This is a genomic window from Synechocystis sp. CACIAM 05, from assembly GCF_010222815.1.
Classification (GTDB): domain Bacteria; phylum Cyanobacteriota; class Cyanobacteriia; order Cyanobacteriales; family Microcystaceae; genus Synechocystis.
Genome location: NZ_CP019225.1, coordinates 453,751 through 478,881, shown reverse-complemented (window position 1 = coordinate 478,881; position 25,131 = coordinate 453,751). Strand labels below are relative to the sequence as shown.

At 45.3% G+C, this 25,131-nt stretch carries 29 protein-coding genes, 1 pseudogene and 1 riboswitch; of the genes and pseudogenes, 17 read left to right on the top strand and 13 right to left on the bottom strand.

Annotated elements, in window-relative coordinates:
- The 5 genes from BWK47_RS16970 to BWK47_RS16795 form a co-directional block, all read left to right on the top strand.
- A partial coding sequence (locus BWK47_RS16970) for a type IIL restriction-modification enzyme MmeI (RefSeq protein ID WP_162327416.1) occupies positions 1-1,421 on the top strand: 1,421 nt, incomplete at its 5' end.
- Positions 1,422-1,437: 16 nt separating this feature from the next.
- Positions 1,438-1,665, top strand: a complete 228-nt coding sequence (locus BWK47_RS02295) for an antitoxin (protein ID WP_162327415.1) — start codon at positions 1,438-1,440, stop codon at positions 1,663-1,665.
- A gap of 261 nt (positions 1,666-1,926) precedes the next feature.
- Positions 1,927-2,265 (top strand): nucleotidyltransferase family protein, encoded by a 339-nt coding sequence (locus BWK47_RS02285; protein ID WP_162327413.1) that lies wholly within the window; start codon positions 1,927-1,929, stop codon positions 2,263-2,265.
- 10 nt (positions 2,266-2,275) lie between these two features.
- A complete protein-coding gene (locus BWK47_RS02280; protein WP_257793044.1) occupies positions 2,276-2,587 on the top strand; it encodes a HepT-like ribonuclease domain-containing protein in 312 nt (103 codons plus the stop codon).
- 52 nt (positions 2,588-2,639) lie between these two features.
- Positions 2,640-2,831: a DUF6887 family protein gene (locus BWK47_RS16795; RefSeq protein ID WP_204250513.1), complete on the top strand. Its 192-nt coding sequence runs from the start codon at positions 2,640-2,642 to the stop codon at positions 2,829-2,831.
- Here BWK47_RS16795 and BWK47_RS02275 read toward each other — a convergent pair.
- The 3 genes and pseudogenes from BWK47_RS02275 to BWK47_RS02265 form a co-directional block, all read right to left on the bottom strand.
- Positions 2,752-3,081, bottom strand: a pseudogene (locus BWK47_RS02275) (transposase); the annotation flags it as partial. The gene BWK47_RS16795 and the pseudogene BWK47_RS02275 sit on opposite strands and share 80 nt — an antisense overlap.
- A gap of 182 nt (positions 3,082-3,263) precedes the next feature.
- A complete protein-coding gene (gene ftsH3 / locus BWK47_RS02270) occupies positions 3,264-5,114 on the bottom strand; it encodes an ATP-dependent zinc metalloprotease FtsH3 (protein ID WP_010871638.1) in 1,851 nt (616 codons plus the stop codon).
- A 165-nt stretch (positions 5,115-5,279) separates the two neighbouring features.
- Positions 5,280-6,602: a hypothetical protein gene (locus BWK47_RS02265; RefSeq protein ID WP_162327412.1), complete on the bottom strand. Its 1,323-nt coding sequence runs from the start codon at positions 6,600-6,602 to the stop codon at positions 5,280-5,282.
- A gap of 60 nt (positions 6,603-6,662) precedes the next feature.
- Here BWK47_RS02265 and BWK47_RS02260 point away from each other — a divergent pair, with 60 nt between their 5' ends.
- From BWK47_RS02260 to lpxC, 4 genes are all read left to right on the top strand, one after another.
- A complete protein-coding gene (locus BWK47_RS02260) occupies positions 6,663-7,193 on the top strand; it encodes an alpha/beta hydrolase (RefSeq protein ID WP_041425771.1) in 531 nt (176 codons plus the stop codon).
- 101 nt (positions 7,194-7,294) lie between these two features.
- Positions 7,295-7,588, top strand: coding sequence for a DUF433 domain-containing protein (locus BWK47_RS02255; protein WP_162327411.1), 294 nt, complete (start codon positions 7,295-7,297; stop codon positions 7,586-7,588).
- Positions 7,585-7,929 carry a DUF5615 family PIN-like protein gene (locus tag BWK47_RS02250; protein ID WP_162327410.1) on the top strand — a complete coding sequence of 115 codons (345 nt, stop codon included), beginning with the start codon at positions 7,585-7,587 and terminating at the stop codon, positions 7,927-7,929. Before BWK47_RS02255 ends, BWK47_RS02250 begins: the two co-directional genes overlap by 4 nt.
- An 81-nt stretch (positions 7,930-8,010) precedes the next feature.
- A complete protein-coding gene (gene lpxC / locus BWK47_RS02245; RefSeq protein WP_162327409.1) occupies positions 8,011-8,841 on the top strand; it encodes a UDP-3-O-acyl-N-acetylglucosamine deacetylase in 831 nt (276 codons plus the stop codon).
- 22 nt (positions 8,842-8,863) lie between these two features.
- On the opposite strand, the gene BWK47_RS02240 is transcribed toward lpxC, so the two are convergent.
- The 5 genes from BWK47_RS02240 to BWK47_RS02220 all read right to left on the bottom strand — a co-directional run bounded on the left by BWK47_RS02240 (position 8,864) and on the right by BWK47_RS02220 (position 11,114).
- Positions 8,864-9,241 (bottom strand): hypothetical protein, encoded by a 378-nt coding sequence (locus BWK47_RS02240; protein WP_010871634.1) that lies wholly within the window; start codon positions 9,239-9,241, stop codon positions 8,864-8,866.
- Positions 9,242-9,380: 139 nt separating this feature from the next.
- Positions 9,381-9,476 carry a photosystem I reaction center subunit XII gene (psaM, locus tag BWK47_RS02235; protein WP_010871633.1) on the bottom strand — a complete coding sequence of 32 codons (96 nt, stop codon included), beginning with the start codon at positions 9,474-9,476 and terminating at the stop codon, positions 9,381-9,383.
- 160 nt (positions 9,477-9,636) lie between these two features.
- Positions 9,637-10,086 (bottom strand): YlqD family protein, encoded by a 450-nt coding sequence (locus tag BWK47_RS02230; RefSeq protein ID WP_010871632.1) that lies wholly within the window; start codon positions 10,084-10,086, stop codon positions 9,637-9,639.
- Between the two features lie 94 nt (positions 10,087-10,180).
- A complete protein-coding gene (locus tag BWK47_RS02225; protein WP_443081627.1) occupies positions 10,181-10,915 on the bottom strand; it encodes an NnrU family protein in 735 nt (244 codons plus the stop codon).
- A 40-nt stretch (positions 10,916-10,955) separates the two neighbouring features.
- Positions 10,956-11,114, bottom strand: coding sequence for a hypothetical protein (locus BWK47_RS02220; protein WP_158299068.1), 159 nt, complete (start codon positions 11,112-11,114; stop codon positions 10,956-10,958).
- Between BWK47_RS02220 and BWK47_RS02215 the strand changes: the two genes are divergently transcribed.
- The 3 genes from BWK47_RS02215 (at position 11,113) to BWK47_RS02205 (ending at position 12,984) form a co-directional block, all read left to right on the top strand.
- Positions 11,113-11,442, top strand: coding sequence for a DUF565 domain-containing protein (locus BWK47_RS02215; RefSeq protein ID WP_162327408.1), 330 nt, complete (start codon positions 11,113-11,115; stop codon positions 11,440-11,442). The two genes, BWK47_RS02220 and BWK47_RS02215, sit on opposite strands and share 2 nt — an antisense overlap.
- A 54-nt stretch (positions 11,443-11,496) precedes the next feature.
- Entirely contained in the window at positions 11,497-12,237 is a 741-nt protein-coding gene (locus tag BWK47_RS02210; protein WP_162327407.1) for a sterol desaturase family protein, read from the top strand.
- 129 nt (positions 12,238-12,366) lie between these two features.
- On the top strand, positions 12,367-12,984 hold the full coding sequence (locus BWK47_RS02205) for an acyltransferase (RefSeq protein WP_010871628.1): 618 nt from the start codon (positions 12,367-12,369) through the stop codon (positions 12,982-12,984).
- Between the two features lie 11 nt (positions 12,985-12,995).
- On the opposite strand, the gene lipA is transcribed toward BWK47_RS02205, so the two are convergent.
- The gene (gene lipA, locus BWK47_RS02200; RefSeq protein WP_162327406.1) at positions 12,996-13,865 is read right to left on the bottom strand and encodes a lipoyl synthase; all 870 of its coding nucleotides are present in this window, start codon (positions 13,863-13,865) and stop codon (positions 12,996-12,998) included.
- Between the two features lie 254 nt (positions 13,866-14,119).
- Here lipA and BWK47_RS02195 point away from each other — a divergent pair, with 254 nt between their 5' ends.
- The 3 genes from BWK47_RS02195 (at position 14,120) to BWK47_RS02185 (ending at position 16,563) form a co-directional block, all read left to right on the top strand.
- Positions 14,120-14,527: a winged helix-turn-helix transcriptional regulator gene (locus BWK47_RS02195; RefSeq protein WP_162327405.1), complete on the top strand. Its 408-nt coding sequence runs from the start codon at positions 14,120-14,122 to the stop codon at positions 14,525-14,527.
- A gap of 186 nt (positions 14,528-14,713) precedes the next feature.
- Complete coding sequence (gene ccsB / locus BWK47_RS02190) at positions 14,714-15,718, top strand: c-type cytochrome biogenesis protein CcsB (RefSeq protein ID WP_162327404.1); 1,005 nt, start codon at positions 14,714-14,716, stop codon at positions 15,716-15,718.
- A 404-nt stretch (positions 15,719-16,122) separates the two neighbouring features.
- On the top strand, positions 16,123-16,563 hold the full coding sequence (locus BWK47_RS02185; protein ID WP_010871624.1) for an Hsp20/alpha crystallin family protein: 441 nt from the start codon (positions 16,123-16,125) through the stop codon (positions 16,561-16,563).
- A gap of 153 nt (positions 16,564-16,716) precedes the next feature.
- Here the strand turns inward: BWK47_RS02185 and BWK47_RS02180 are convergent, their stop codons facing one another.
- Entirely contained in the window at positions 16,717-17,613 is an 897-nt protein-coding gene (locus tag BWK47_RS02180; RefSeq protein ID WP_010871623.1) for a ParA family protein, read from the bottom strand.
- 247 nt (positions 17,614-17,860) lie between these two features.
- Positions 17,861-17,922, top strand: a riboswitch (Glutamine riboswitch).
- A gap of 33 nt (positions 17,923-17,955) precedes the next feature.
- On the opposite strand from BWK47_RS02180, the gene BWK47_RS02175 reads away from it, so the two are divergent.
- Entirely contained in the window at positions 17,956-18,405 is a 450-nt protein-coding gene (locus tag BWK47_RS02175; RefSeq protein WP_162327403.1) for a DUF4278 domain-containing protein, read from the top strand.
- 110 nt (positions 18,406-18,515) lie between these two features.
- Here BWK47_RS02175 and BWK47_RS02170 read toward each other — a convergent pair whose 3' ends face one another.
- On the bottom strand, positions 18,516-19,838 hold the full coding sequence (locus BWK47_RS02170) for a proton extrusion protein PcxA (RefSeq protein WP_162327402.1): 1,323 nt from the start codon (positions 19,836-19,838) through the stop codon (positions 18,516-18,518).
- A gap of 181 nt (positions 19,839-20,019) precedes the next feature.
- On the opposite strand from BWK47_RS02170, the gene BWK47_RS02165 reads away from it, so the two are divergent.
- On the top strand, positions 20,020-22,101 hold the full coding sequence (locus BWK47_RS02165) for a hypothetical protein (RefSeq protein WP_237269752.1): 2,082 nt from the start codon (positions 20,020-20,022) through the stop codon (positions 22,099-22,101).
- Between the two features lie 260 nt (positions 22,102-22,361).
- On the opposite strand, the gene BWK47_RS02160 is transcribed toward BWK47_RS02165, so the two are convergent.
- Together BWK47_RS02160 and BWK47_RS02155 are read right to left on the bottom strand one after the other, a co-directional pair.
- Entirely contained in the window at positions 22,362-23,594 is a 1,233-nt protein-coding gene (locus BWK47_RS02160) for a cation:proton antiporter domain-containing protein (protein WP_162327401.1), read from the bottom strand.
- A 291-nt stretch (positions 23,595-23,885) separates the two neighbouring features.
- A complete protein-coding gene (locus BWK47_RS02155) occupies positions 23,886-25,073 on the bottom strand; it encodes a response regulator (protein WP_162327400.1) in 1,188 nt (395 codons plus the stop codon).
- Positions 25,074-25,131: the final 58 nt, after the last annotated feature.

Genomic DNA, 25,131 nt, shown 5'->3' with positions numbered 1-25,131 from the left:
TCTTTCATTTAACAGAACCAGCGTTGCCGTTGGATTCGCTAGATAAAAATATTCTTTGTCAGGATGCATTGTTTAATGAGTGGCCAAAAGCTGATGCAATTATTGGTAATCCCCCTTTCCTTGGAGGCAAATATGCACGACTGTCTTTAGGTGATGAATATATGGAACGGGTCTTTGCAAAATTTTCTGATGTGAAGGATTCCGTTGATTTTTGTAGTTATTGGTTTCGGAAAGCCCATGATCAGCTTAATGAAAATGGTAGGGCTGGATTGGTAGGTACAAATTCCATCAGTCAAGGAAAAAGTAGAACCGCATCGTTAGAATATATTTTGCAAAATGGCGGTTTCATTCACGAAGCAATTTCGACACAACCTTGGTCTGGTCAGGCAAATGTCCATGTAAGTTTGGTTAACTGGTCAAAACAAAAACCTAAAATTTATTCATTAGATAATCAAGAAGTTTCTCTTATAAATACATCTCTAAAAGAAACAATAGATTTCACGTCTGCAGAAAAAATAATCACTAATAATAACCAATGTTTTCAAGGCGTTATTCCTGTGGGTAAAGGATTCTTGATTTCTTCAGAAAAAGCTGGACATTGGATACAAATTGATGCTAATAATAAACAAGTATTGAAAATATTTTCTTCTGGTAGAGAACTCGCAAATAATCCTCATGGAATCTCTGATAGATGGATTATTGATTTTGCGGATGGAACATTAGAAGAAGTATCGTCTTTTAAAGAACCTTTTAGACATATCTACGAGAATGTACGGCCAATAAGATTTCAGAATAGAGAAGAAGTAATGCGAGTAAAATGGTGGCGATTTAAAAGAACTAACAAATTAATGAGGGATGCTCTGTCCAAAATAAGGCAGTGTTTTGTTGTCCCAAGGGTATCTAAATGGATCATTTTTATACCAATATCAACAAAAACTTTACCCGCTGATTCAACCACAGTTGTAGCTTCTGATGATTTTTATGTGTTGGGAATATTGACATCAGACACTCATCGTCAGTGGGTCAAAGCCCAAAGCTCAACCTTAAAAGGTGATACCCGCTACACTCATAATACCTGCTTTGAAACCTTTCCCTTTCCCCAAACAGCGAGTGAAAAACTAACCCAACAGATCCGCCAAGCTATGATTGATCTACATGAATATCGCAGTCAACAAATGGAAGCCAAACAATGGGGAATCACCAAACTTTATAATGCTTTTTTTGATGAACCCGCCAGTCAACTTTACAAGCTCCATAAAAAATTGGATCAACTGGTGATGAAAGCCTATGGATTAAAAAAAGATGACGACATTCTAGAGAAACTTTTACATCTAAATTTTGAACTAGCTGAAAAGGAAAAACAGGGTGAAAAAATTATTGGCCCCTGGGCTGTGGATAATCCACCTAAATCATCAACTTGACTAAACAACTAACACTATGAACACCGCTAAAATTAGCACCGATGGTACTCATCAAATCGTTATTTTACCGGAAAACTTTACGATAGCCGGAAGCGAAGTTTACATTAAAAAAATTGGAAGTACAATTATTTTGATTGCTAAAGATAACCCTTGGCAATCCTTAATTGAAAGCTTAGATCAATTTTCAGATGATTTTATGGAAACTAGGGAACAGCCTCCCTTAGATATACGAGAAGAATTCTAAATGAAGTATTTATTGGATACAAATATTTGTATTTATCTTATTAAGAAGAAACCGCTTCAAGTCTTGGCGAAATTTCAAATGTCAGCAATAACCTTCGCGAATTTTCACGCGTTAATCATTTATCCTTAGAAAACTGGGCAGAATAAATGGCAAATTAAAGTTTGATTGATTATTTTTAACTCTCGGCGCACAACCTAGCTGATCTTTCGGCGATCGCCAACCTATAAATAGAATACTGAATTAATTTTCTTCCGAGTTCCTATGACATTTATTACAGATAAACAACATCTTGAAAAAAGGTTGGGAGTTTCCTTCCAAATCCTTTGTCAATTTTGCCAACAACATAAAATTACTGAATTATCCGTTTTTGGTTCCATCCTAAGAGAAGATTTTAACGTTAATAGCGATATTGATTTATTGGTTAAATTTGATCCCAATGCTCACATTAGTTTGATGGATATGATTAAAATAGAAGATGAATTTAAAAGATTACTAAGACGAAATATTGATCTCGTTTCTAAAAAAGCGATTGAAAATAGCAAAAACTGGATTCGCCGTCAAAATATTCTTGATAATGCGGAGATTATTTATGTCCAGTGACTAAGAAGTTATTTTAGATCTTTATCATGCTCTCAATAAAATTCTGGCTTTTACTCAAAATATGGATAAACAGAAATTTATTGATGATGAAAAAACACAATCTTCAGTTTTATACCAAATAGTGATTATGGGAAAAGCAGTGAATCGACTCTCTGAACAATTTAAAAATCAACATCCCCAAATTCCCTTTAATGAAATCCGTGGAATGAGGAACAGAATTGTCCATGAATACAAAGAAGTTGATTGTGATATTGTTTGGCAAGCCATCAAAAAAGATATTCCTGCGTTGATTAACTTTATTTCATCAGCTATTGCTCATTGATTGATAGGATATAGCCTCCCCCTTACCAATCAAAAACTAATTTGCTTTTGCCATGAACCCAAAATTTGCCGAAATGGATTTTAAATCTCTCCGAACTTATGTTATTGAACATCAGGATGATGATGAGGCTTTTTATACGTTTGTAGATCGTCTTAAGGCTAATCCTTTTTTCCACCGTCATAACCACTTTCTTGTCCAGCGCCAGCCTTTCTCACTGACTGTGAGTCCAAACAACCAGCACTAGGGTTGGCATTTCTTCCGGCCTTAAGTCGAATCTTCTTTCTGAGGATGGGATTCAATTTTTTCCAGGTACCGTCTTCCTGCCACTGTTGGAAATAACCATAGACTGTTCGCCATTTGGGAAAATCATGGGGCAGAAGTCGTCAAGCACAACCCGCTCTGAGCATGTAAAAAATGGCATTAAGCACTTCCCTCAGATTAGTTTTCCGTTTTCTTCCCCCACTTTTTGCTTGGGGGAGATTGGATTCCACCAATTGCTACTGGCTATCACTGATGTCGCTGCTGTAAAATTCTATATTCTTCACCATTTTTCCCAATTATGCCGACTTTTCAAACACGCTCTTAATGGCCCACAAAAAAATCCCCACCTGTAAATCAGGAAGGGGATAATGTTTTGATCAGAGTTTTAACTCTAGGAATTCCAATGCTTGGATTCTTAAACTAGAAGTGCCAATTTGGCATTGTTGTTAGCCAGGAGAGTTTGCAGCTCTTCAGAATCAACAGTTTCCTTTTCTACCAAGATTTCTGCCAGTTGATCTAAAATGCCACGGTTTTCCACCAAGACCTGTTTGGCCCGTTGATAGGCTTGGTCTACCAATTGGCTTACTTCTTCATCGATCGCCGCAGCGGTTTCATCGGAGAAGTCTCGATCAGAGGCAATGTCCCGACCAAGGAATACCCCACCGCCCTGACGACCCAAAGCTACGGGACCCAGACGATCGCTCATGCCGAAACGGGTTACCATTTGGCGGGCGACCCGGGCTACCTGTTGGAGGTCGTTGGAAGCACCGGTGGTAACTTCCTCTTCGCCGAAAATAATTTCCTCAGCAATACGGCCTCCCAGGGCAACGGCCATCTGATTTTGCAGATAGGAACGGGAGTATAAGCCGGATTCCATACGGTCTTCACTGGGGGTGAACCAGGTTAAACCACCGGCCCGGCCGCGGGGAATAATGCTAATTTTTTGTACTGGATCGTAGTCGGGCATTAAAGCACCTACCAGGGCATGGCCCGCTTCATGGTAAGCCACTAGGGTTTTGCGTTTTTCGCTCATCACCCGATTTTTCTTCTCAGGACCAGCCAACACCCGGTCAATGGCGTCGTTGACTTCGTCCATGGAAATTTCGGTCAAGTTGCGACGGGCAGCCAAAATAGCGGCTTCGTTCAACAGGTTGGACAGGTCAGCACCGGTAAATCCAGGGGTACGACGGGCAATTTTATCCAAATCCACATCCTGGGAAAGGGTTTTACCCCGGGCATGGACATTGAGGATTTCCCGACGGCCAGCATAATCAGGACGGTCTACTACCACTTGGCGATCGAAACGACCGGGACGCATCAAGGCAGAATCCAATACATCGGGACGGTTAGTGGCAGCCACAATGATGATGCCAGTGTTGCCTTCAAAACCGTCCATTTCCGTTAGCAACTGGTTGAGGGTCTGTTCCCGCTCATCGTTACCACCACCAAGGCCAGCGCCCCGTTGACGACCAACGGCATCAATTTCATCGATGAAGACGATACAGGGAGCATTGGCTTTAGCCTGCTCAAACAAATCCCGTACCCGAGAAGCACCAACACCGACAAACATTTCCACAAATTCCGAACCGGAGATGGAAAAGAACGGTACACCCGCTTCCCCAGCCACAGCTTTGGCCAACAGGGTTTTACCAGTTCCGGGGGGGCCTACCAACAAAACACCCTTGGGAATTTTGGCTCCCAATTCGGTGAAGCGGTCTGCATTTTTCAGGAAGTCCACCACTTCGGTGAGTTCTAGTTTGGCTTGCTCAATACCGGCCACGTCCCCGAAGGTAACTTGGGTTTGGGGTTCCATTTGCACCCGTGCTTTGGATTTACCAAAGTTCATGGCTTGGGAACCAGGGCCACTCTGGGCCCGGCGGAAGAGGAAGAAAATCCCCACCAGGAGCAAGATGGGCAAAAATAGGGTGCTGGCGATGCGGAACCAGAAACCTTCGTCGCTCTGGGGTTGGACAGCAATATCCACGTTGTGTTGGGTGAGGATATTGATCAAGTCGGGGTCGTTGGGCAGATTGACTAAGTAGGGAGGACCACCGCTGGGATTGGGCACTTGGGCTTGGGTACGGTCGGCACTGAGGTTGACCCGTTCGATCTGATTGGCTTCTACCCGATTGACAAAATCGCTGTAGCTGAGGGTTTCCCTAGTTTGGGTCGGTCGGTCGAAAAAGGCCGATGCCAACGCTAAAACGACAATCAACAACAAGGCATATAGGCCCGCGTTACGCCATTTTTTATTATTTTTGCTCACGCTAGAACTCTCCAATAGTGAGTGTAGTTATCATATTCCACCGGTTAGCAATGGATGGGGTGGATAATAAACAGTTGTTAACTTATGTTAACGCTTCTCAGAAACAATTGGCCACTGTAGCGAAAAAATGCTAGGGATAGAGGCTTTGTAACTGTTGGTCAACTGTTAGTCACCCTGGGTTGGGGTAAAGCGTTTAAACTCCTGCTCCAGGGAGTCTTGGTCGGTGCGGTAGGTGATGTCCGCCGGAGTAATGACGGTGCTAGTGGCCCACTCCTGGGCAAATTCTAGTTTAGCTTTGAGGGGAGGGGAGGGCGGTTGCAGAAGTTTGGCCCGCTGTTGCCGATCGCCGTTGCGTTGTTCTAGTTTTTGATTGCGTTGTTGCAGCCAAAAGTACCTGACCAGGGGAATGGCAAGGAATCCCACTGCATAGGCCACCAGAACGCCGTAAATGCTCTGGACAAAATAAACCAGTGTCCCCAAATCCAACTCAGCGCCGTAAGTTTTCAGCATTACCCCCAAACTTAAGGCCAAAATTAGGTTAACTCCCCCCAAGGCGATCGCCGCTATTTTTTGCCCGGAGGAAGCTTGGCTAAATTTCCACGGTTTTTCCCGCAGGTAAGCACTCAGAGTGGTGGATTGGCGCTCCTGGGCGCTAACTTGCAGGTTTGGGAAAGTGTAAATTAATTCGCCGTTGGGGGAAACCTGGGGATAACCATTAAAGCGGGCTAGGACGGGAATTATGTAGTCCTCATTTTCCCGATTGAATTTCGTTACATTGTCGAGATAGGGAGCGGCCTGTTCAGCGGCGATCGCCCCACCGTTATGGCGAATTAAACTACCCAGGGTTTGCCAGCGTTTTTCTTCTAAATCCTCATTGGGATTACCGTCCCCAAATAGGAACGAGAAAATGGCTTCGAGGAAATTAAGCTCGTTTTTATTTTTATCAGATCTTTTCTTATCCTGTTTTTGCCGGCCACCATCGGGACTGAGGAGCCAGAAAATGTCCCCCGGCCAGAAAAATATTCCCCCACCACCGCCACGGTTACCGTCACCGGAAAATTTAAAACCCCCATCGTTATCGTTATCAGACTTGGAATTGACCGCGATGATAATGGCAATGATGGCCACTAACATCAATAGGATAGAAAGGATAAGGATAATGCCAAAGGAAATGCGGATCAGGTAAAACAACACCTGCCACATGCTTTGGAGCCAACTCTGGAACCGTAAACGCCAATACTTATTGCGGAGAATTGTCCGGAACTGCTTGGGAAAAGCAAACACAATTTCCCCCGACTCCGCCACCTGGAGATGGCCCTCCACCTCTGACGCCAAAGTCAGCAACCCCTGTTGGGTTTGGTTAATTTCTAATCCAGCCTGGCTGGCCACGTCCCCCACCGTGACTACATAGTCCAACTGCTCCACAGCGGTCATAATTTGGGGATTAAAGGCGACACTCATTCCACTGCCCTCGGAGGCGACAATCATTAAAAATTATTCTTCTAGTATAGAGAGAGGATTTTCTGTCGATATGTGGATTTAGTGGTTATGAATGTGCGTTTTCCTCACTTTTGTTTAAGTTTAATGTTTGCTAGCCTGTTGGCTGGTGCTGGAACTCTTCCCCTGGCCGCAGCGGAACGGGTGGTGCTGACCTATAGTGTTTTGCGAGAATCCATCTCCATTGAGGAGTTAGGGGAGTTGAGCCGCACTGGGAAAGTGTCCCCCTCCCTCAAAGCCTATTTAAAAATGGCCAATAAAAACCCTGAAGAATTGCGGGGTTGGCTCAATCGACCGTTTCAGGCAGATCCGGTTACCCTCTCCCGGGTGCTCAACAGTTTTGCCGGGGAATATGTGCTCAATCAGGTGGGTCAGGTAATCCACACCCCTTCTAAGCGGGACAATAAAGAAGCTCTGCGGGGAGCTATTATCAGCTCTGCAGAAAAAGACAATCAGGTACGACTAATCGAAGTGTTGGAAAATTATCCCACCCCAGAACTCCACGTCAACGGCGATCGCCTAATGGAACTGTACCAGCAGGTGGAAGGGTTGACAGCCATGTTAGGTCGGCTACCGTTCTAAAACAAGGCCCTTGGCCGGTCTCAAAATTGCCATGTCCGTCTTTTGCTCACAAATAAAAATGATTTATCTAGTCCTGTTAATAAATTTGAAGATATAGTACTATGACAATCAACACTTTTTCGCGCTATGTCACCAGAGATAAGGAAATTTTAGGCGGGGAGCCGATTATTAATGGTACGCGAACCTCCGTTCGTGCAATTGTTGGACTGTGGCGATTAGGCGTGATGCCAGAAGAAATCCCAGCTCATTTGCCCCATTTAAACTTAGCTCAGGTATTTGATGCTCTCAGTTTTTATTTGGACCATCAAGTGGAAATCAATGAATATATTGAGAAAAACCAAGTACCCAATGAGTTAGTACATCGTTCCGTAAAAACCTCCCTGGGCGAGCTATGAGTCGATTGCCTTCGCTCTATACTGATGAAGATATTTCCGCATTGGTTGCAGTACTACTCCGCTCCCGAGGTTTGGATGTTGCAACTGTTCCTGAACAAGGTAATTTAGGTAAGACTGACCGGGAACAACTAGAATTTGCAGTTTCCAAGGGCAGATGTTTTGTAACCCATAATAGAGTTGATTTTGAGAGACTAAATCTTCAATTTATCAAGGAAGATAAAAAACATCGAGGCATCATAATTGTCCCTCAGAAAAGTGCTTACGAAGTTGCCCAGAGAGTCAGTGTATTGGTAAACAGCCTAACCGTTGATTACATTGATAACCATTTACTGTACTCATAATTGATGTTTAGTAGGTCATAAAGCCGGGAAATTGCTCTAAATCTAGCTATAGTATCCCCATCAACCATCTTGAGCAATGCCATGGGACATACTATCAAAGCACCTCTGACAGTCCAGGGAGTTGGACTGCACTCTGGAGTGGAAACCACCGTTACCCTTTGTCCAGTGGCGGCGGGGAAAGGCCGCTATTTTCAGCGGGTGGATTTGCCTAAAAAGCCTATTATTCCAGCAGATTTGACTTGGGTGCGGGAAGCCATGCTCTCCACGGAGTTGGGAGAACCGGGGGCCACAGTGCGGACAGTAGAACATTTACTCGCAACCTTGGTGGCCCTGGACATTGGTGATTTACGCATTGAAGTTAATGGCCCGGAAGTGCCCCTGCTGGATGGTTCTGCCCTTAGTTGGTTAACGGCGATCGCCAAAGTAGGAACCAGGCCTCGGTCAAAGAAGAGCCAAGACCAACCCATTGTGATTACAGCCCCTTTAACCTGCCAGCTAGAAGATGCATTTGTGGCGGCTTTTCCCTGTGCCACTACCCGTTTTAGCTACGGTGTGGACTATCCCTATCTGCCCATCGGTAAACAGTGGTACACCTGGGAACCGGATCAGGAAAATTTTGCCACGGCGATCGCCCCTGCTCGGACCTTTGGTTTTGCGGATCAGATTGAAAAATTGCGCCAGGCCGGGCTAATTAAAGGGGGTAGCTTGGAAAATGCTTTGGTGTGCGACAAAGAGAAATGGCTCAATCCCCCCCTGCGTTTTCCCGATGAGCCGGTGCGTCATAAGCTATTGGATTTACTAGGAGATTTAAGTTTACTGGGGAAAATTCCCCAAGCCCATTTTGTCGCCTACAAAGCTAGCCATAAACTACATACTCAGTTGGCCCAAAAAATCGTCGACACCTACAGATAACTCGTTACTTTTTTTGGGGGGATTAAGGAGCTTTCGGTTCCGTGAGAATAATTTTCCTTTGGTTGGGGTCATGGCGGGGGCTTAATTCCTCCATAATTTTGCGACTCTGGCCGGGGTCAAAACTACGTTGGAAATCATTGCGGAGTTGCTCAACCCTGGCTTCTGTTTCCTCCACCTGCATCTGAATCTCGTTTAACTTAGCCTGTTGAGCTTGTTGATGGGGCAACAGCCTGGCGATCGCCATAATGGAAACCACCACAAACACACCATTGAGACCCAGCTTGAAAAGAATTTCCCACACTAGCCACTTATGCTCAGGCTGAAACTTTTGTTCCGGGCGCTTACGACTTTTGGAGCGAGGACGACGGGCATTACTGGGTTTGAAAGTTTGGGCAGTCATGGCGGGTAATTTTTAGGCCGGAGAAAGCAAGAGGTCTGACAACTCACACCGGACTCTAAAGATGCCAGCATTTCCCCTAAAAATCAATAGGGCGCAAAGGATCACGCCCTAAGGATCGGATTACACGGCCGACGTTAGTTTACTTATAAAGTTCCGTGGAGAGACGGAAAGCGAGGAAAGCAGGCAGGAGAGCAACCACTAGGGCTGCCAAAATTTGGGTGTCAGATAATGCCATGGATAGTTAACTCCTAGATAAAAACAGATCGTGAGAAACATTAACAACACTTTGCAATATGGGGGCGGTTTTGGGAAATAAGTTGTTACAAGTCTTTAGAAAACTCGACACTCGTCCAACTCCCATCTCCAGGTTAGCTAGCCGAATAACCTAGTCTGGACTAGAGTTCACCCCGGATTTCCTCCACTACCCCATCCCGCAGTACCAATTCCACTCCCATTTTCTGCACGAGGTTGTCCCCCTTTTGGATACGGAAAAAGCTCTCCATCTGTCCTTGGATGACTTCTTGGTTCAGTTCCAATAACTGCACCTGTTGCATTTGTTGCAGGGCTTGGTTTTTCTGCTCCAGAATTTCGCTCTTTTGTTGGTTGACCTGCATTTGAATGTTTTCAATTTGCTGGCTGACACTGGGGGGGAGAGGCACCAAGCTTTGTTTTTTAATTTCGGCGATCGCCCGTTGACTTTGGGCATCAAGCTGTTGCACCTGATTATCCATCTGGCCCACCTGGGCTTGGAGTTGTTGTTGCATCTCCTCTTTCCAGCGGGGAGTGACAATCACCTTCAGGGCCACGGGACGCTTGAGCAGTAATGTGGTGTTAGTATCGTCCATAAAATTGAATTAAGCCTAAAAATTAGGGGATTATTGCAGATTACAGTGCATCCCCAGAATATCTTCTCCGTGCGGTTAAACCAAACCACAAGCCCTACCAATTAACTCTGGAGGTCATCACCATCAACCAGGGATGGCCCCACCATAGTAGGGCAATGAAACCCATTACCCCCACATAGGCTGGTTTGATAAATTCCTGCCACACTAGGGTTTGCCGTCCCTCCCAGATTGCTTGAAAGGGAACGATGGAAGTTCTTTGTTTCACTGCTAGAAAAGCCTCGCCATATTTGTGTTGCCAACGGCGATCGCCATGCCAGACTGCAAAGCAATGGTGGGCAATTAATCCCAAGCTGGTAACCAGAGTAAAAGTGGTTCCCAACCAGAGGGTGTGGGCAATGCACCAAATTACTTGACCGACCATTTGAGGATGGCGACAAATACGGATAATGCCCGTTTCATAAAGATGGATTTCCGGTTTTTGGATGGCGGCAATTTCCAACAGGTTAAAAGTGGCGGGAAAAAGGAAGAAAAAAGATAGGGCAGACAAAATCCACACCAGGGGTTTAACTCCCGTTACTCCCTGTACTTGCCAGAGTTGCAGACCATCATAGCGATGGTTGAAAAAATAAATAATTAATCCCGTAGCCAGGGGAATACTCACCAGGGCAAATATAACTCGATAGCCCCTAGCGCCAATTTTGCTTTCCCCCCAGGGTCGCAGGGCGGCTAAGCCACTATGAACGATGGCAAACAACAGAAGGTAGGCGGCGATAATGCCATGGCTGGGGGTCAACCAGGGCCAAGGAGAAGAAATATCAAACAAAGCCAAGCAATTCAAGGGGAAAATGGGATAACAACCACGGAAAAATTTATTGGGTCAATGGCCAACCGTGAAACGGCGATCGCCAATCATGACAGTTAACCAACAATACATTTTCCCATACCCCCATGGCCAAAGACGGCCTAGAATTGAGCATTGCTGTTTCTGTACCGTCCCGCCCCCCAGGAAATTTAAGGTAATTTGCCATGCAGCGCACCCGATTAAATACCATTGTTGAAGTTCGTGGCCAGCAACTTTCCCAATTTTTTAGGAATCCCTGGCGACGTATTTCCCTCAGTTTATTGTCCTTTTTATTCGGCTTTTTTGTCGGGACAGCCGTGGCCACCACCGCCGGTCAGAATTCCCAATGGGACGTAGTTTGTGCTGCCTTCATTCTGCTTTTTTGTGAATTGGTCAATCGTTGGTTCTATCGCCGGGGGGTGAAGATGGGGGACTTGCGGGCTGAAGTATTAAATATTTTTAAAATGGGTGTTTCCTACAGTTTATTCTTAGAAGCTTTCAAGTTGGGTTCCTAGGGAGAGGGATAGTGGAATCATACTTAACTTAGAAATTCAATTTGGATTTAATAAATGGCATCATTAATCAGCTTTTGGTTATTTTTTGCCCTCAGTTTACTGCAACCTCAACAAAGACAATTTTTAGCTACTAAACCTTGGCAAGACTGGTTGTTAGATGGGGTAAGTTTAGGTATACAAGGAGCAATTATTCCCCTGCTGCAATTGTTATTAGTAATCAATTTTTACTCCTTGATTATTCCCCACTGGCAACATAGTTTTAACCTATTTGCTGGGGGGCAATTTCTCCTCGTCTTTGTGGCTATTGATTACGTTTATTATTGGAGCCATCGAGCACTACACAGCAAATTGCTATTTCCCATTCACCAAGTCCACCACACCGTTAGTCAAATGGATATGGTTAGTTGTGCACGCAACACTTTTTGGTCTAGCTTGTTTTTGCCCTACGTTTGGCTAAATAGCCTCATAATTTATTTATTGCACGATGCCAGGGGATACATTCTCGCCATTAGTTGCACCTACTTGCTGGATCTATGGCGTCATAGTTCCCTAATTATTAATAAAAACTGTTGGTTACACGACTGCTTAAATAGCTGGCTGATTTTACCCCAAGACCACGGATTGCACCATCACCAAATCGGCAAGGGAAATTTTGGTGCTAATTTAAAACTTTGGGACAAAATCCATGGTACCTATTTGAAAAATACCTTACCAAATCAACTTAGTATTTCTTCCGGAATGGGCATTAAACTTGAATTAACTTTGTGGCAAAAGCTTTTCTGGCCATTGACCTAAAAAATGCAAAAAATCGCTTAATCTTACGGCATCTAATTGTCAGGCAAAATTTATAATAGCTAAAGTTAAAATTTCTTAAGCCAACTAATCTCCCCGTACCGCTATCCAGACTAGTTCTTGTAACCAGCTATGACGCTGTTAAGTAAACTCCTAGCATTATTTCCCGGTCTAGTAATTACTTTAGCCCTTAGTTGTGTCATTTTCTGGGCAATGACTAGGGCTTGGTGGTGGCTACTATTATTATTATTAATTATTTATGGGCTGCCCCTGCTAACCTATCGGATTCATCAGCTCTTCTATCCTCTCCAACCCGGACTGAGTTATTTAGTGGGAAAAAATTACATTCCTTGGTGGGGAACCTATCAAATTCAATTGATTTATAGCACTTTTCCTGCCCTGGAAGGAATATTACACTTTGTCCCAGGCTTGTTTTCCCTGTGGCTCCGATTATGGGGATCCAGCATTGGCAAAAACGTGCTTTGGACCCCCAGCATACAAGTCCTAGACCGGGGTTTACTGCACATTGGCAACCAAGTGATATTTGGTCACCAAGTCAGCCTAGTGGGCCACGCCATTAAACCAAAACGACACAACCTTTTGCTTTACGTTGACCGGATCACCATTGGCAATAATGTTTTTATCAGTGCGGGGGTGGGGCTTGGCCCTGGAGTGGCGATCGCCGATGGCAGCTACATTCCCTTTGGCAAAATGATTTTTCCACGGCAAAAAGTTGGACTAGAAGAATAGATCAGACCAACTTAACGGGGGAAACGGGTCATCAAAGCCTGCACCTGTTCCGCATGGTAGGAACTGCGGGTTAAAGGGGAGGATACCACTTGTAAAAAGCCAATGGATTCACCATAAATTCGCCAAACGTCGAACTGTTCCGGGGTGACAAATTCCTTGACTCCCAAATGTTTTTGGCTAGGTTGTAGATACTGGCCAATAGTCAAAATATCGCAATCCACCCGGCGTAGATCTTCCATCACCTGTCTTACTTCCGCATCTGTTTCCCCCAGCCCCACCATAATGCCGGACTTAGTGTAAACCTTGGGCAGAATCCGTTTCGCCTGGTTGAATAATTCTAGGGATTGATCATAATCGGCCTGGGGCCGCACCCGTTTATAAAGCCTGGGCACTGTTTCCATATTGTGATTCAAAACCTCTGGGGCAGCTTCCAACAGCGCCGCTAAGGCTTGCCAATTGCCGCACAAATCTGGAATCAAAACCTCAATGGTGGTGCCTGGAGAAATTTTGCGGGTAGCCTCTATGCAACTAACAAACTGGGAGGCTCCTCCATCGGGTAAATCATCCCGGTTGACTGCGGTAATCACCACATGCTTAAGATTGAGCCTTTTCACGGCGATCGCCAATCTTTCCGGTTCCGTGGGATCTAATGCTTGGGGACGCTTTTCAAAATCAATGTCACAGTAGGGACAGGCTCTGGTGCAAGCAGGACCCATAATCAAAAAAGTAGCCGTCCCGGCCTGAAAACACTCGCCAATATTGGGACAGGAAGCTTCTTCACAGACGGTATTTAATTGTAAATCCCGTAGAATATCCTTAACGCTGCCCACCCTCTGCCATTGGGGTGCTTTGACTCGGAGCCAATCCGGTTTGACGGTCACGTCCAATCTCTCCTGCTATAGGAGATCCGATTGTATCAAAAATTCTTAACTCCCTTTCTCTGCATCTAGGGGAGAAGGGCGATTTCCATTCCACCAACTGGGGAAAATGAGTAAATTTGGGTTGATAGCTGAGAACTCTGTTTGATTACTCCATCCATGGCTAAGGTTAAAAAACATTAAACTGCCTGGGTTTACCAGGAAATTTAGCCCCCAAGGTAAAGTAGGGAAACCAACCCTGAAAGTTAGAATGGTTGATGGAAAAGGTTTTCCTTCATACTGCCATGACCCAAGCCAATGCTGATCCCTGTTTTGAAACCGGACATATTTGCCCCATTCAGCATGTGGTGGATTTACTTGATAATAAGTGGTCTATTTTGGTGTTGCGGGAACTGTTCAAGGGACAACGACGCACGGGGCAGTTGTTAGATGCCTTGCCCGGTTGTAGCACTAAAACGTTAACCCTAAGGCTTAGGCAACTAGAAACCCACGGCATTATCAATCGGGATGTGTACCCAGAAATTCCCCCTAGGGTGGAGTATTCCCTCACGGCCAGGGGTAGGGAAATTCAGCCAGTGCTGATTGCCATGCACAAACTAGGTTCCGACTGGTTAGAGCAAGAATCCTGTGAATGCAGTCTTCTGACCGGCGAAGGACCAAACTAATCTGCCCTCAACGATTTTTGCCCTGGGGTCGGTCCCCCACTAGGATCAAAACCTTTGATTCTGATTGGCTTTGCTCTAGTGATAGCCCAAGCAAATGCCAGACTGGCGATCGCCGTTGCCGGAAACTCAACAGCGGCTAGGATATTAAAAAGCCCATTTGCTTAATCTTGTTTAGAGTGCATTGCCATGAATCTAGTCAGCCTCGAAAGTTTTTTAGACAATACTGCGTTCCTTGTGCTTTTGCTGACCATGTTTGCCTACTGGGTGGCGGTGGTATTTCCCAAACCATGGTTAGTGCAGGGGGCCAGTGGGGCCATGGCGATCGCCAATTTAACTATTACGGCTCTGTTGGGAGCTCGGTGGCTAGAAGCGGGTTATTTTCCCATCAGTAATCTTTATGAATCCTTGTTTTTCCTGGCGTGGGGCATCACGGCGGTGCATTTCATTGCCGAGCGCATGAGCCAAAGTCGTTTTGTTGGGGCAGTCACCAGCCCGATCGCCTTGGGAATTGTGGCCTTTGCTGCCCTGACTTTGCCGGTCGATATGCAAAAGTCTGCCCCCCTTGTGCCGGCGTTGAAGTCCAATTGGTTGATGATGCACGTCAGTGTGATGATGGTCAGCTATGCCACCCTCATGGTGGGCTCCCTATTGGCGATCGCCTTTTTGTGTGTCACCAGGGGCCAGGCAGTGGAGCTCCGGGGTAGTTCCGTGGGGACTGGAGGATTCCGACAAGGATTGGTTAAAGGGAATAACCTCAATCCGGTGGGTGATTTAAGTCCTGCTTTAGAAGGAGTAAGCAGTAACTCGGGCAATGTGGCCGTGTTGGAAAAAACTACCTCTGCCCCTGCTATCACCCTTTCTCCCCAACGGCTTACCCTGGCGGACACCTTGGACAATATTAGTTACCGCATTATTGGCCTGGGCTTTCCCTTGCTCACCATTGGCATTATTGCCGGAGCCGTTTGGGCCAACGAAGCTTGGGGTTCCTACTGGAGTTGGGATCCCAAGGAAACCTGGGCCCTAATCACCTGGTTAGTATTTGCCGCCTATCTCCATGCCCGCATCACCAAAGGTTGGCAAGGCCGCAAGCCCGCTATTTTGGCTGCCAGTGGTTTTACAGTGGTTTGGATTTGTTACCTAGGAGTCAATTTGTTGGGTAAAGGTCTCCATTCCTACGGTTGGTTTTTATAGTTTTTTACAATCTAGGCTTCCTTTCAAAAATCTTCAGAGCGTGTTTGAAAAGCCCCCCTGGTCCCCCAAGTTTGGTGGGAAACTAAGTCAAAGTCCCCCAGCATTGCCGGAGCTTTAGTGAGGAGATTTAGGGGGCAGAATCAGACCTTACAAACAGGTTCTTAGGGCGGTGGAAGCTTTGCTATTTTTACCATTTCGTTTTACTAATCAAATATTTACCTAAGGTGACGTGTAAGCTCACCTTTTTTTGTCTTTTTGTTTGCTAAAAAGTGTGGCCAGAAGTGGAGTTTCGGCAATCCCCCCCAACTTCTTTCCTGGAAACCGAATCTAACCTGGAAGGGGAAATTTTAAGATAGAACCATTCAAGGGTAATCAATTCCTTCCACACATCAGGAGTTAACATTATGTCTCTCATTCTTTACAATCCCCTGCGGGAAATGGATAATTTCCAGCAGCAGATGAACCAACTGTTTGAAGAAGTTTTTGTCCCTACGGACCGCCACGGCGATCGCCAAGGGTTTAATCCTAAAGCAGAACTAACTGAAACTGAAGAAGCCTATGTGCTCAAACTAGAATTACCTGGCATGGACCCCGATAATTTGGACATCCAAGCCGCCAGGGATGCGGTGACCGTCAGCGGCGATCGCCAGGATACCCATAGCACCGAAAAAGATGGGGTGCGGCGCACAGAGTTCCGCTATGGCAGTTTCCGCCGGGTTATTCCTGTACCTGGAGCAATCCAAAACACAGAAGTTAAAGCTAATTACGATGCCGGTATCCTAACTTTGACTTTGCCCAAAGTAGAGGAAGCCAAAAATAAAGTGGTGAAAGTTCAGCTTTCCTAATAAATGATCAATATTTGATCAGATCTTTGCTCCTGACCCTAGATGATCAAAATCGCTTTTCCAATGGATGAAAAGCCCTGGTTTGACCAGGTTCCAGCCAATCGATAATTAATTTTTGCCGAGCTCCCGTTGTTAATCAATGGGGGCTTTGCTTTAGCCAAAAGCTTCTACTTTCTGTAAAAATTCCTGGGTTAATTTAATAAAAGCTTTTGAACCCGCCGTATTGGGCATGGAGGTAACCACCGGCATAAAGCTATCCACTGCCTTAGCCACATTGACATCCATGGGAATGGACTGCTGAAAAAGTTGTCCCGGGGTGAAATCCGTTTGTACCCGCCGCATTACCTGGTTATAGTAGCGACTCATCAAACCGCCGCCGGACAGAATAAACACCACTCCGATCAGATTGATATTCAGGGGATCATCGGAGGCCTTATGGCTTTCTTTCAGTTTCTCAATTCTTCTTTCCAGTAACTGCATCCCCACCACCGATAGGGGTTCAGGACGAGCCGGCAACAAATAAAAGTCGCTGGCCGCAATGCCACTGCGGGTCAGTAAATTATAACCAGGGGCACAGTCGAGGATGACAAAATCATATTCCTCCAGCACTGGCGCCAGCATTTCCTTAATTAACGTACCCTCAAATTTATTCCACACCGTCTCAAAGTTAGGATTTTCCGTGGCGATCGCCGCTTGGTGGAGTTTTTCCGACACCAGATACTCGTCATAAAGTTCAATATCCCCCGGAATCAGTTCTAAACCCTCAATTTGGCAAATTTCTGGGCAAATAATATCAAAAATATCCAATTTACTGTAGGGATTCGGCTGGATGGCATTGGCCAACAGATAGCTCAAGGTTTTGCCCTTTTTGCGAATTGCAGCAAAATCATGGGGAGCCATTAAGCTCAAAGTGGCACTAATTTGGGAATCCAAGTCCAGCACCAAAACCCGTTTTTGAAAATATTTAGCCAGGCAGGTGGCCAAGTTAACAGTCAAAGTGGTTTTACCGACTCCGCCCTTCATATTGACGGTGCTAATGATTTTGGCCATGGAAATGAGGTTATTTTAAAGACTGCAAGCAATGTTAAGGCCCCAGGGAACGGGCAAAGGTAACCCTTCTAGCAGATCGTTGGCATCCAGCCCAAGTTCCATCTCCCTCGCACCCGTGGAAAACGGAACTCTGAAGCAGTCCAGCCGAATGATCAGTAAATCTTACATGAATGTTAAGAAATTCGTATTTTGCTGACCATTCCTTGACATGATCTTGAAAAACCGTAAAAATGGATACAGAAAGTAAATCGTTCATCTTCTCTTTTTGAAGAAGACGGAAGTAGGGATATATTCCTGAAGGAACGCGCCTCCTCTACCTTCAACAATAATTAGGAGCGCACTATGCAATTAAGTTACCGTGGAGTCAAGTACGACTACAATTCCCCCAAAGTGGAAACCGAAGTTTTGGGGCTAGCAGGCAGTTACCGTGGTTTGGACTATCGTTTCCGCCGCACCACCGCCAAGAACGTCATTCAGCCCAACGTCAATCTAACTTACCGGGGAGTTTCCTTTAACCCCGCTCAGGATCTACAGCCCGAACTGTACACTGCCAACAAAAAGGTGGAAGTCGCTGCGGCTCCCAGCCAAATTTCCTTCCAGGACCGGGTCCGGGCCCGCCTGCACAGCAAAACCCAAGCAATTAAAAAACGCCAACAATCCCTGTTAGTGCGTTTGGCTGAAGAAATTGGTTTAAGTGGTGACCAAGCTGTCAACAGCGCTGTCCGCATCCAAGGCAAAGTTTTGGCTAATTTTCGTTCTGACTATGCCAGTCAAGGCGTGGCCATGAGCTGATCTAGTTTGACTTTAAGGGCATAAATTAGTTAATCTTACCTACTAACTAGTCGCCTCAATTATTTATTTCCCCCTTGAGCACCATGCCTAGGGGGGATTATTTTGCCCATTTACTCATTCATATTGCGGTAGGTAGCCACGGCAGAGGGAGAAATACTATTCAGATAACGGAAGATCCAATACTTAAAGACCGTGTCTAAAATTACCGGGAAAGTGGCAATGAAAAGAAAGTTAAAATCTTGATTTTCCGGCAAACCAAAATGACGGGCGATACTAGCCAAAATTACTTCCCAACCGTGGGGAGAGTGAAAACCAACAAACATATCGGTAAAGAGAATAATCAAGAATGCCTTAGCCGAGTCACTCAAGCCATAGACAATTTCATCAATAAATTCTTTTAAAACTTCGATTTCCCGTTGACTGTTGACCAAAACAAGCGAAAAGGCCACCAGGGAAAAAATATCAGCAAAAATATTGGCGATCGCATTGGTGCTAACCCGACGGTAACTTTCGGAAATTTCTTTGGCTTTCTCGGCCAGTTTGTCTTCCTTAGCTTCGGGGGAAAGTTTTTCGCCAAAACCTAACAATTCTCGAAAACGCAGAGATTCTTCAAAATGACTCAATTCCTCATAGGCTTCTGTCTCCATACTCTGGTTAATAAAAACAACCTCACTATTACGCTCAAAAAATGATTCCACCGAAGGCAAAAGAAAAAATGTTTTAGTCAATTGATGGGCCAGCAGGGGCACAATAATTAAGGTTAAAACAAACTTAATTGAGAGGGCAGTTTTATAGCGAGAATTGCGATATTGTTTGAGCACCTTTTGCTCAGTGTCACTGGACTGGGGGTCCATTTCCCGCTTCAGACGGTCGATGGTACGCAAGAAGGAACGGGGTAAAACACCGGATTTTTGGGTGGCAGTATCTACTTTTTGTTGGGTATCTTCCCGCCGAATATATTGAAAACCGTCCCGGCGCTTTTTGTTGATTTGCCGTTGTTTATTAGCAGTTATGGTGGGTAAATCCAGAACGCCCCCATTGGCAATTTGCTTGGGGGGACTAACCTGGGGCAGTTCACCGTCATAGCGTTGCAATATGTCATCAATGAATTGCAATTGATTGAGAACATATTCCGTTTGTGGATCCTGTTTAGCTGCTGGATCTAGGCTCAGAATTTTGACGAATTCTTGGTCGCTGTTGAGGTGGTAAATTTCCTGCTCTATTTTCCTCAGATGCCGCTGAATTTGGTTGGCAAAATAGGTGACAGTGTCAGCACTATAATCACAATTTTCTGGCCCTATTTTTTTGCCTTGGAAGTATTGATCTTCAATTTCTTTTATTTTTAGGGCAGACCGGAAGGCTTGCTCCAAGGATTTTTGTGAAGATCTGCCAAACCACTGGGTTGCCCCTTGCCACCAATTTGTTAAATCCATTGACTGATGATTGGGTGAAAAAACAGCTAAGATATTGTTTGATAAAGTTGTCTGATAAAGTTTTAGTTTTCTTTCAAGCTACCCAAACTACGGTGGCTCAGGGTTCGATCCGTAAGGTTTTGGGATTGAGCAATACAGGAAATCTTAGCAGAACCAACGGGAACTATCAGGGGTAAAAGATTTGGCAGAAATAATCTGGCTAGAAGGGCGATCGCTCAGTGGCAAAACCCATCGATTAACCCAGTTGTATGGCCAGTGGTGGCGAAGTTTGAAATCTGACCGGGTTTTGGATCAACCAACATTAGCTTTGGTATTGGCAGCCAATGGCCAAACCCGACGGCGCTTAAGCCGCAGTTTAGAGCGGGAGATCGGCGGTGACGCACCGGTAATGGGCAAAACCCCCCTAGGATTGATGAGGGAGGATGTGCATTTATTTTGGCCCCTATTGCTAGAGGCAGGGATCAGCAAGCAACTTTTCCCCACCCAGTTACGACCGGAAACGGAACAATGGTTGGCGATGGAGCAATGGCAGAATCAATACCCAGGGCGGGATAGCACCTTAAATACAGCCCAGAGGTCTAGGTTAGTTCGTAACCTATTGGATTTGGGTCAGTTGGCGGGGGCGGCGGGTTGGACCGATCGCCAGGTGCTGGAACGATTAACGGCAGGGGAAATCCGGGTAACCCCAGGGGAGATTAGTGCAGAAGAGGCGATCGCCTTTTGGCAACATTGGCGGCAATGGTGTTTGGCCAGGGGATTTTTAACCTATGGGCTGATTTTTCATTGTTATGGTCAATATTTACTGAAAAAGCCCCAATATCAACAATATTTATGCCAACGCTACGACGCAATTTTTGCCGATGACGTGGACGACTATCCGGCGATCGCCGTGGATTTATTCCATCAGTTGCGATCCCATTGTTCCTGGGCTGTATTTAGTTTTAATCCCGACGGTCAGGTGCGTTTGGGGTTGAATGCCGATCCCGATGCGTTGGCGATATTAGCCCAAGGAGCCAAGGTGGAACGGTTGGAACGACCAACGGGCATGGCCCCCCAGTTATCGACCCAGGTGTTGGGCTTACTCAAAGACCCCCGATCGCCGGATATATTGCCTCCCCAAGTGCAGGCCTTACAAACTTTTTCCCGGGCTCAACTACTACGACAAACGGCGGATCAGATTATTGCAGCGGTTCACCAAGGAGAAATCAAGCCCCAGGACATTGCCATCATCGCTCCCGGTCTGGACGAAATTGCCCGCTACAGTTTTTTAGAAATTTTTAACAAAGCCGGCATCGACATTATCGCCCTCAATGAGCAACGACCCCTCAGCAGTGCCCCCTTAATTCGCAGTTTATTAACTCTGTTAGCCTTGGTGTATGACCTGGGGGAATGGGCCCGCCGGGAACAGGTGGCGGAAATGTTGGTGATGCTGAGTGAGAGACGCTCTGGAGGTCAAATCAAGCTGGCGATCGATCCTGTGCGGGCAGGGCTACTGGCAGACACTTGCTACGCCATTAATCCCCAAGCCCCGGCCCTGATGCCCATAGAGCAATATCCCCGCTGGGACCGTTTTGGTTACCAAGCCAGTCAAGCCTATGGCGCTCTACGGGATTGGTTAAGCAAGCAAAAACAAGCCCTGGCCCAGGAGACTTTATCGCCGGTCACAATGCTGGACAGAGCCATTCGTGAACAACTGCCCCCGGAACATCAACTCGCCTACGGGGAATTGACCTCTTTGCGGGAATTGATGGAAACTCTCCAGCACTTTTGGCGGGTGCAGGGCAAACTCCAGAGCGATGCTGGCCATGGCGGAGAAAGTCTGCCCCAGATCCGGGAAAAGCTGGCCCTATTTTTGCAACTACTTGGTCAAGGCACGGTTACCGCCCAACCCCGACCAGACATTCCCGACTGGTTACCCCCACCGCCGGCCATTACCCTGGCGACTATTTACCAATACCGCTCACTCCGTAGCCAACACCGCTGGCACTTTTGGCTTGATGCTGGCGATCGCCTGTGGGAAATGGGAGGAGCATCCCAATTATTTGGATCACCCCTGTTGCTGCGTCATCGGGAGCCCAAGCCCTGGACAGAACCGGAACAATTGCAGTGGGACCAGGAACGCTTTGAGCGCATTGTGCGGGATTTATTGGCCAGGGTGACGGAAAAATTAGTACTCTGTCACAGTGAAATTAGTGTGCGGGGCACAGAGCAAGTGGGCAGACTGTTAAATATTATTCAACGGGCGGAAAATTTATCTGTTTAGATTTTGTCCCGGACATTACCAATGGCAATGGTACGGGAATGTGTTTGACAATTTTTAAAATTTAAACCATTACCCGTTACCCGTTGAAAAGTTATCGGTTCTAGATCGTGTTTAGAAAGTTTTATTCTGCCCCCTAAATTTCTTCACTAAAGCTCCGGTAATACGGGGGGATTTCACTCAGTTTTTCCCAAAATTTGGGGGGTCAGGGGGGCTTTCAAACAGATTCTTAAGCCTAGTCAAAGTCAAAACAATAATGGATTTTAACGGGCTGGGGCAGGATAAATTTTGACTACCAAAGGGGAGGTAATAATGGTGGTAATGATGGCCATAATCACAAACATAGTGAAAATCACCGGGGAAATTACACCTAGTTTGAGACCCACATTGAGAATAATTAATTCCGTCAAGCCCCTCGTGTTCATCAGCCAGCCCAAGGCCTTAGCCTCTTGCTTTTCCACCCCTAATGCCCTGGTGGTCACATAAACCCCGCAATATTTACCGGCGATCGCCGCTGCCACCACTAAAGCACACACCGCCCAGAGATAAGGCTTATTGAGTAAACCAAGGTCTGTACTTAATCCACTATAGGCAAAGAAAATAGGCAAAAGGAAGGTGGAAACAAAATCCTCGGTTTTAGTGGCTAATTCCGTGCTTAGATTTGTATTTTTTGGTAAAATTGCCCCTAAAATAAATCCACCAAAAATTACGTCAATACCAATCCATTCCGTCAGCATAGCGGAAAGAATTACCATGATATAAATAAAAGTTAATAGACCCTGGCTGAGATAATTTTTTTGACCATAATTGCGGAGAATATACTTAAAAAATTTTCTCCCTAGAGTGACCATGAAGACAGTGTAGACAATGATACCCAAGAGGGTAGGAAATGCACCGAAAATGTTATCCGTACGGGTCACCGCAATGGCGATCGCCAACAGACACCAAGCACTAATGTCGTCCACCGAAGCACAGGTTAACCCCAAAGTCCCCAGGGGAGTTTTATGCAAACCAGTATCTTTTAAAATACGAGCCAGTACTGGAAAGGCCGTAATCGACATGGCCGCGCCAATGAAAAGGGCAAAGGGAATAAAGCTTGTTTTATTGGGTTGATTGAGGGAATAGAGGACAAAAAAAGACAGCACTATACCCAGTACAAATGGAAAGAAAATACTAACATTAGAAGTTAGAATAGCAACCTTTAATTTTTGCCGCAGATATTGGGTATTAAGCTCTAAACCCACCAAAAACATATAAAAAATTAAGCCAATTTCCGAGAGTAAATACAGAAATGGCTGGGTAGTGGCAGGGAAAAAACTTTTTTCTAGGGCCGGGGACAATAGACCGAGGAGAGAAGGCCCCAGCATAATTCCTGCAATAATTTCTCCGATCACAGGGGGCTGTTGAAAACGGGCAAACAGCAATCCCATCAGGCGAGCTAAGCCAATAATTACAATGATATTGGCAAGAATTAGCAGTAAAGTATCGGTGTCCATCGTTGTGGTGCCCCATCTAGGTTTTGATTTCCCAAAATTTGCTTGGAAAACACAATATCCCGCCAAAAGGAAAATATACCAGATACGAAAGTGGATGTTGACCTAATTCCCTGGTTGATCAGATCCAGTCTGCATAGGGAAAGGAGCAGTTCTCTTTTACGTTAGTTACTACAGGTCATAGAAATTACCCTTAACTCCATATAGTCTAAGGTTTTAATCACAGAAAAACTGGAATTCTAGCCAGGTCAAAAGATTAAAATTAATTTAGTGATTTTCTGATTATTCCTGGCCCTAGACCGCGGCCATTTCCCGCAAGTTGTTTTTGACTTTCAGTAATAAATCCTGGGGCAAAAAAGGCTTGGATAAGTTATCATTCACCCCAGACATTTTGGCCCTGATATTATGAACCAAATTGTCACTTTCCACCATTAATACAATCGGCACTCGCTTAAGCTGGGGAGATTTGCGACAAAGAGAAGCCAATTGGTAGCCATCCATTTTCTCCATGTCAGCATTAATCAAAATTAAATCAGGATTTTGACCTTGGAGGGAAGCCAAAGCCTTAAATGGATCGGTGATGGTGTTAACTCGATAACCGCTTTTTTCTAATGTATATTCGACAATGTGCTGATGGGCTTGGTTTTCGTCCACAGTAACCACTAAGGGGCGGTTATCAATGGCAATTTCTTGGTAGGGAAGCATGGTGATATCCCCTGCTTTGATTAAGTTCCGCATGGAGATCGCTAACTGGAGAGTGCTCAGTTTAGTGGCACTGGCAATGTCATAAAGACAGTGTAAATTTTCTAAACTTTGTTGAAAAACTTTCCAAAATTCTTCCGTGGTTTGAAAATTAGCTTTCGTTAGAACTCCCCGTAATTTCCGCATATCCTGCACTAAAGGCCGTTGAAAAGGAGAATTGATTTCCGAGCGCAACTCCCACCAATAGTCGACTTTCTTCTCGATGGGACCCACAGCCTGCTCTAAATTTAGGTTTAAGAAAAGATGTCTGAGCTTGTTATTAGGCTCCAATTTATATTCAGTTTTGGGTAGGGAAAGGGCTTGAACCAAAGCTTCCTGGGTAAACTGAGTCAACACTGACCGAGTTTGCTGAAAAGAAAAATATTTTCTCTTCCATAAATCACAGATATAGTTGTAGTCACTTTCCAATCCAGTCGGTAGTTGGAGATGACTATGCTGGAACAATTTACCCAACATATAATTTAGGCGCTTACCATTGCCCACCGCACTATTAGCAAAATGAATCTTGCCGTTACCCAGGTAAATTTGCCAATCAACAAATTCATCAAAGGGATTACGGATCACCAGTTGACCAGTGAATTTATCCGCTGTTAACTGTTCTAACAACTCCCGAGGAATTGCTCGTTTAGTCCCATTATCTTGGAATTTTTGGAGCCCAGGACTCTGTAATTTATCGGCCATGGTACGATCCTCAAAAAAAGGCAAGATCAAAGCAGTCATAGTAATCTTAAGTTATAAACTAATATTGATATGGCTAGATATGAACAAAGGAGTCGAT

Coding starts and splice junctions, on each gene's coding strand:
- BWK47_RS02295 (WP_162327415.1), top strand. CDS start 1,438: ATGAACACCGCTAAAATTAGCACCGATGGTACTCATCAAATCGTTATT.
- BWK47_RS02285 (WP_162327413.1), top strand. CDS start 1,927: ATGACATTTATTACAGATAAACAACATCTTGAAAAAAGGTTGGGAGTT.
- BWK47_RS16795 (WP_204250513.1), top strand. CDS start 2,640: ATGAACCCAAAATTTGCCGAAATGGATTTTAAATCTCTCCGAACTTAT.
- BWK47_RS02265 (WP_162327412.1), bottom strand. CDS start 6,602: ATGATTGTCGCCTCCGAGGGCAGTGGAATGAGTGTCGCCTTTAATCCC.
- BWK47_RS02260 (WP_041425771.1), top strand. CDS start 6,663: ATGAATGTGCGTTTTCCTCACTTTTGTTTAAGTTTAATGTTTGCTAGC.
- BWK47_RS02255 (WP_162327411.1), top strand. CDS start 7,295: ATGACAATCAACACTTTTTCGCGCTATGTCACCAGAGATAAGGAAATT.
- BWK47_RS02250 (WP_162327410.1), top strand. CDS start 7,585: ATGAGTCGATTGCCTTCGCTCTATACTGATGAAGATATTTCCGCATTG.
- lpxC (WP_162327409.1), top strand. CDS start 8,011: ATGGGACATACTATCAAAGCACCTCTGACAGTCCAGGGAGTTGGACTG.
- BWK47_RS02240 (WP_010871634.1), bottom strand. CDS start 9,241: ATGACTGCCCAAACTTTCAAACCCAGTAATGCCCGTCGTCCTCGCTCC.
- psaM (WP_010871633.1), bottom strand. CDS start 9,476: ATGGCATTATCTGACACCCAAATTTTGGCAGCCCTAGTGGTTGCTCTC.
- BWK47_RS02230 (WP_010871632.1), bottom strand. CDS start 10,086: ATGGACGATACTAACACCACATTACTGCTCAAGCGTCCCGTGGCCCTG.
- BWK47_RS02215 (WP_162327408.1), top strand. CDS start 11,113: ATGCAGCGCACCCGATTAAATACCATTGTTGAAGTTCGTGGCCAGCAA.
- BWK47_RS02220 (WP_158299068.1), bottom strand. CDS start 11,114: ATGGCAAATTACCTTAAATTTCCTGGGGGGCGGGACGGTACAGAAACA.
- BWK47_RS02210 (WP_162327407.1), top strand. CDS start 11,497: ATGGCATCATTAATCAGCTTTTGGTTATTTTTTGCCCTCAGTTTACTG.
- BWK47_RS02205 (WP_010871628.1), top strand. CDS start 12,367: ATGACGCTGTTAAGTAAACTCCTAGCATTATTTCCCGGTCTAGTAATT.
- BWK47_RS02195 (WP_162327405.1), top strand. CDS start 14,120: ATGGAAAAGGTTTTCCTTCATACTGCCATGACCCAAGCCAATGCTGAT.
- ccsB (WP_162327404.1), top strand. CDS start 14,714: ATGAATCTAGTCAGCCTCGAAAGTTTTTTAGACAATACTGCGTTCCTT.
- BWK47_RS02185 (WP_010871624.1), top strand. CDS start 16,123: ATGTCTCTCATTCTTTACAATCCCCTGCGGGAAATGGATAATTTCCAG.
- BWK47_RS02180 (WP_010871623.1), bottom strand. CDS start 17,613: ATGGCCAAAATCATTAGCACCGTCAATATGAAGGGCGGAGTCGGTAAA.
- BWK47_RS02175 (WP_162327403.1), top strand. CDS start 17,956: ATGCAATTAAGTTACCGTGGAGTCAAGTACGACTACAATTCCCCCAAA.
- BWK47_RS02170 (WP_162327402.1), bottom strand. CDS start 19,838: ATGGATTTAACAAATTGGTGGCAAGGGGCAACCCAGTGGTTTGGCAGA.
- BWK47_RS02160 (WP_162327401.1), bottom strand. CDS start 23,594: ATGGACACCGATACTTTACTGCTAATTCTTGCCAATATCATTGTAATT.
- BWK47_RS02155 (WP_162327400.1), bottom strand. CDS start 25,073: ATGACTGCTTTGATCTTGCCTTTTTTTGAGGATCGTACCATGGCCGAT.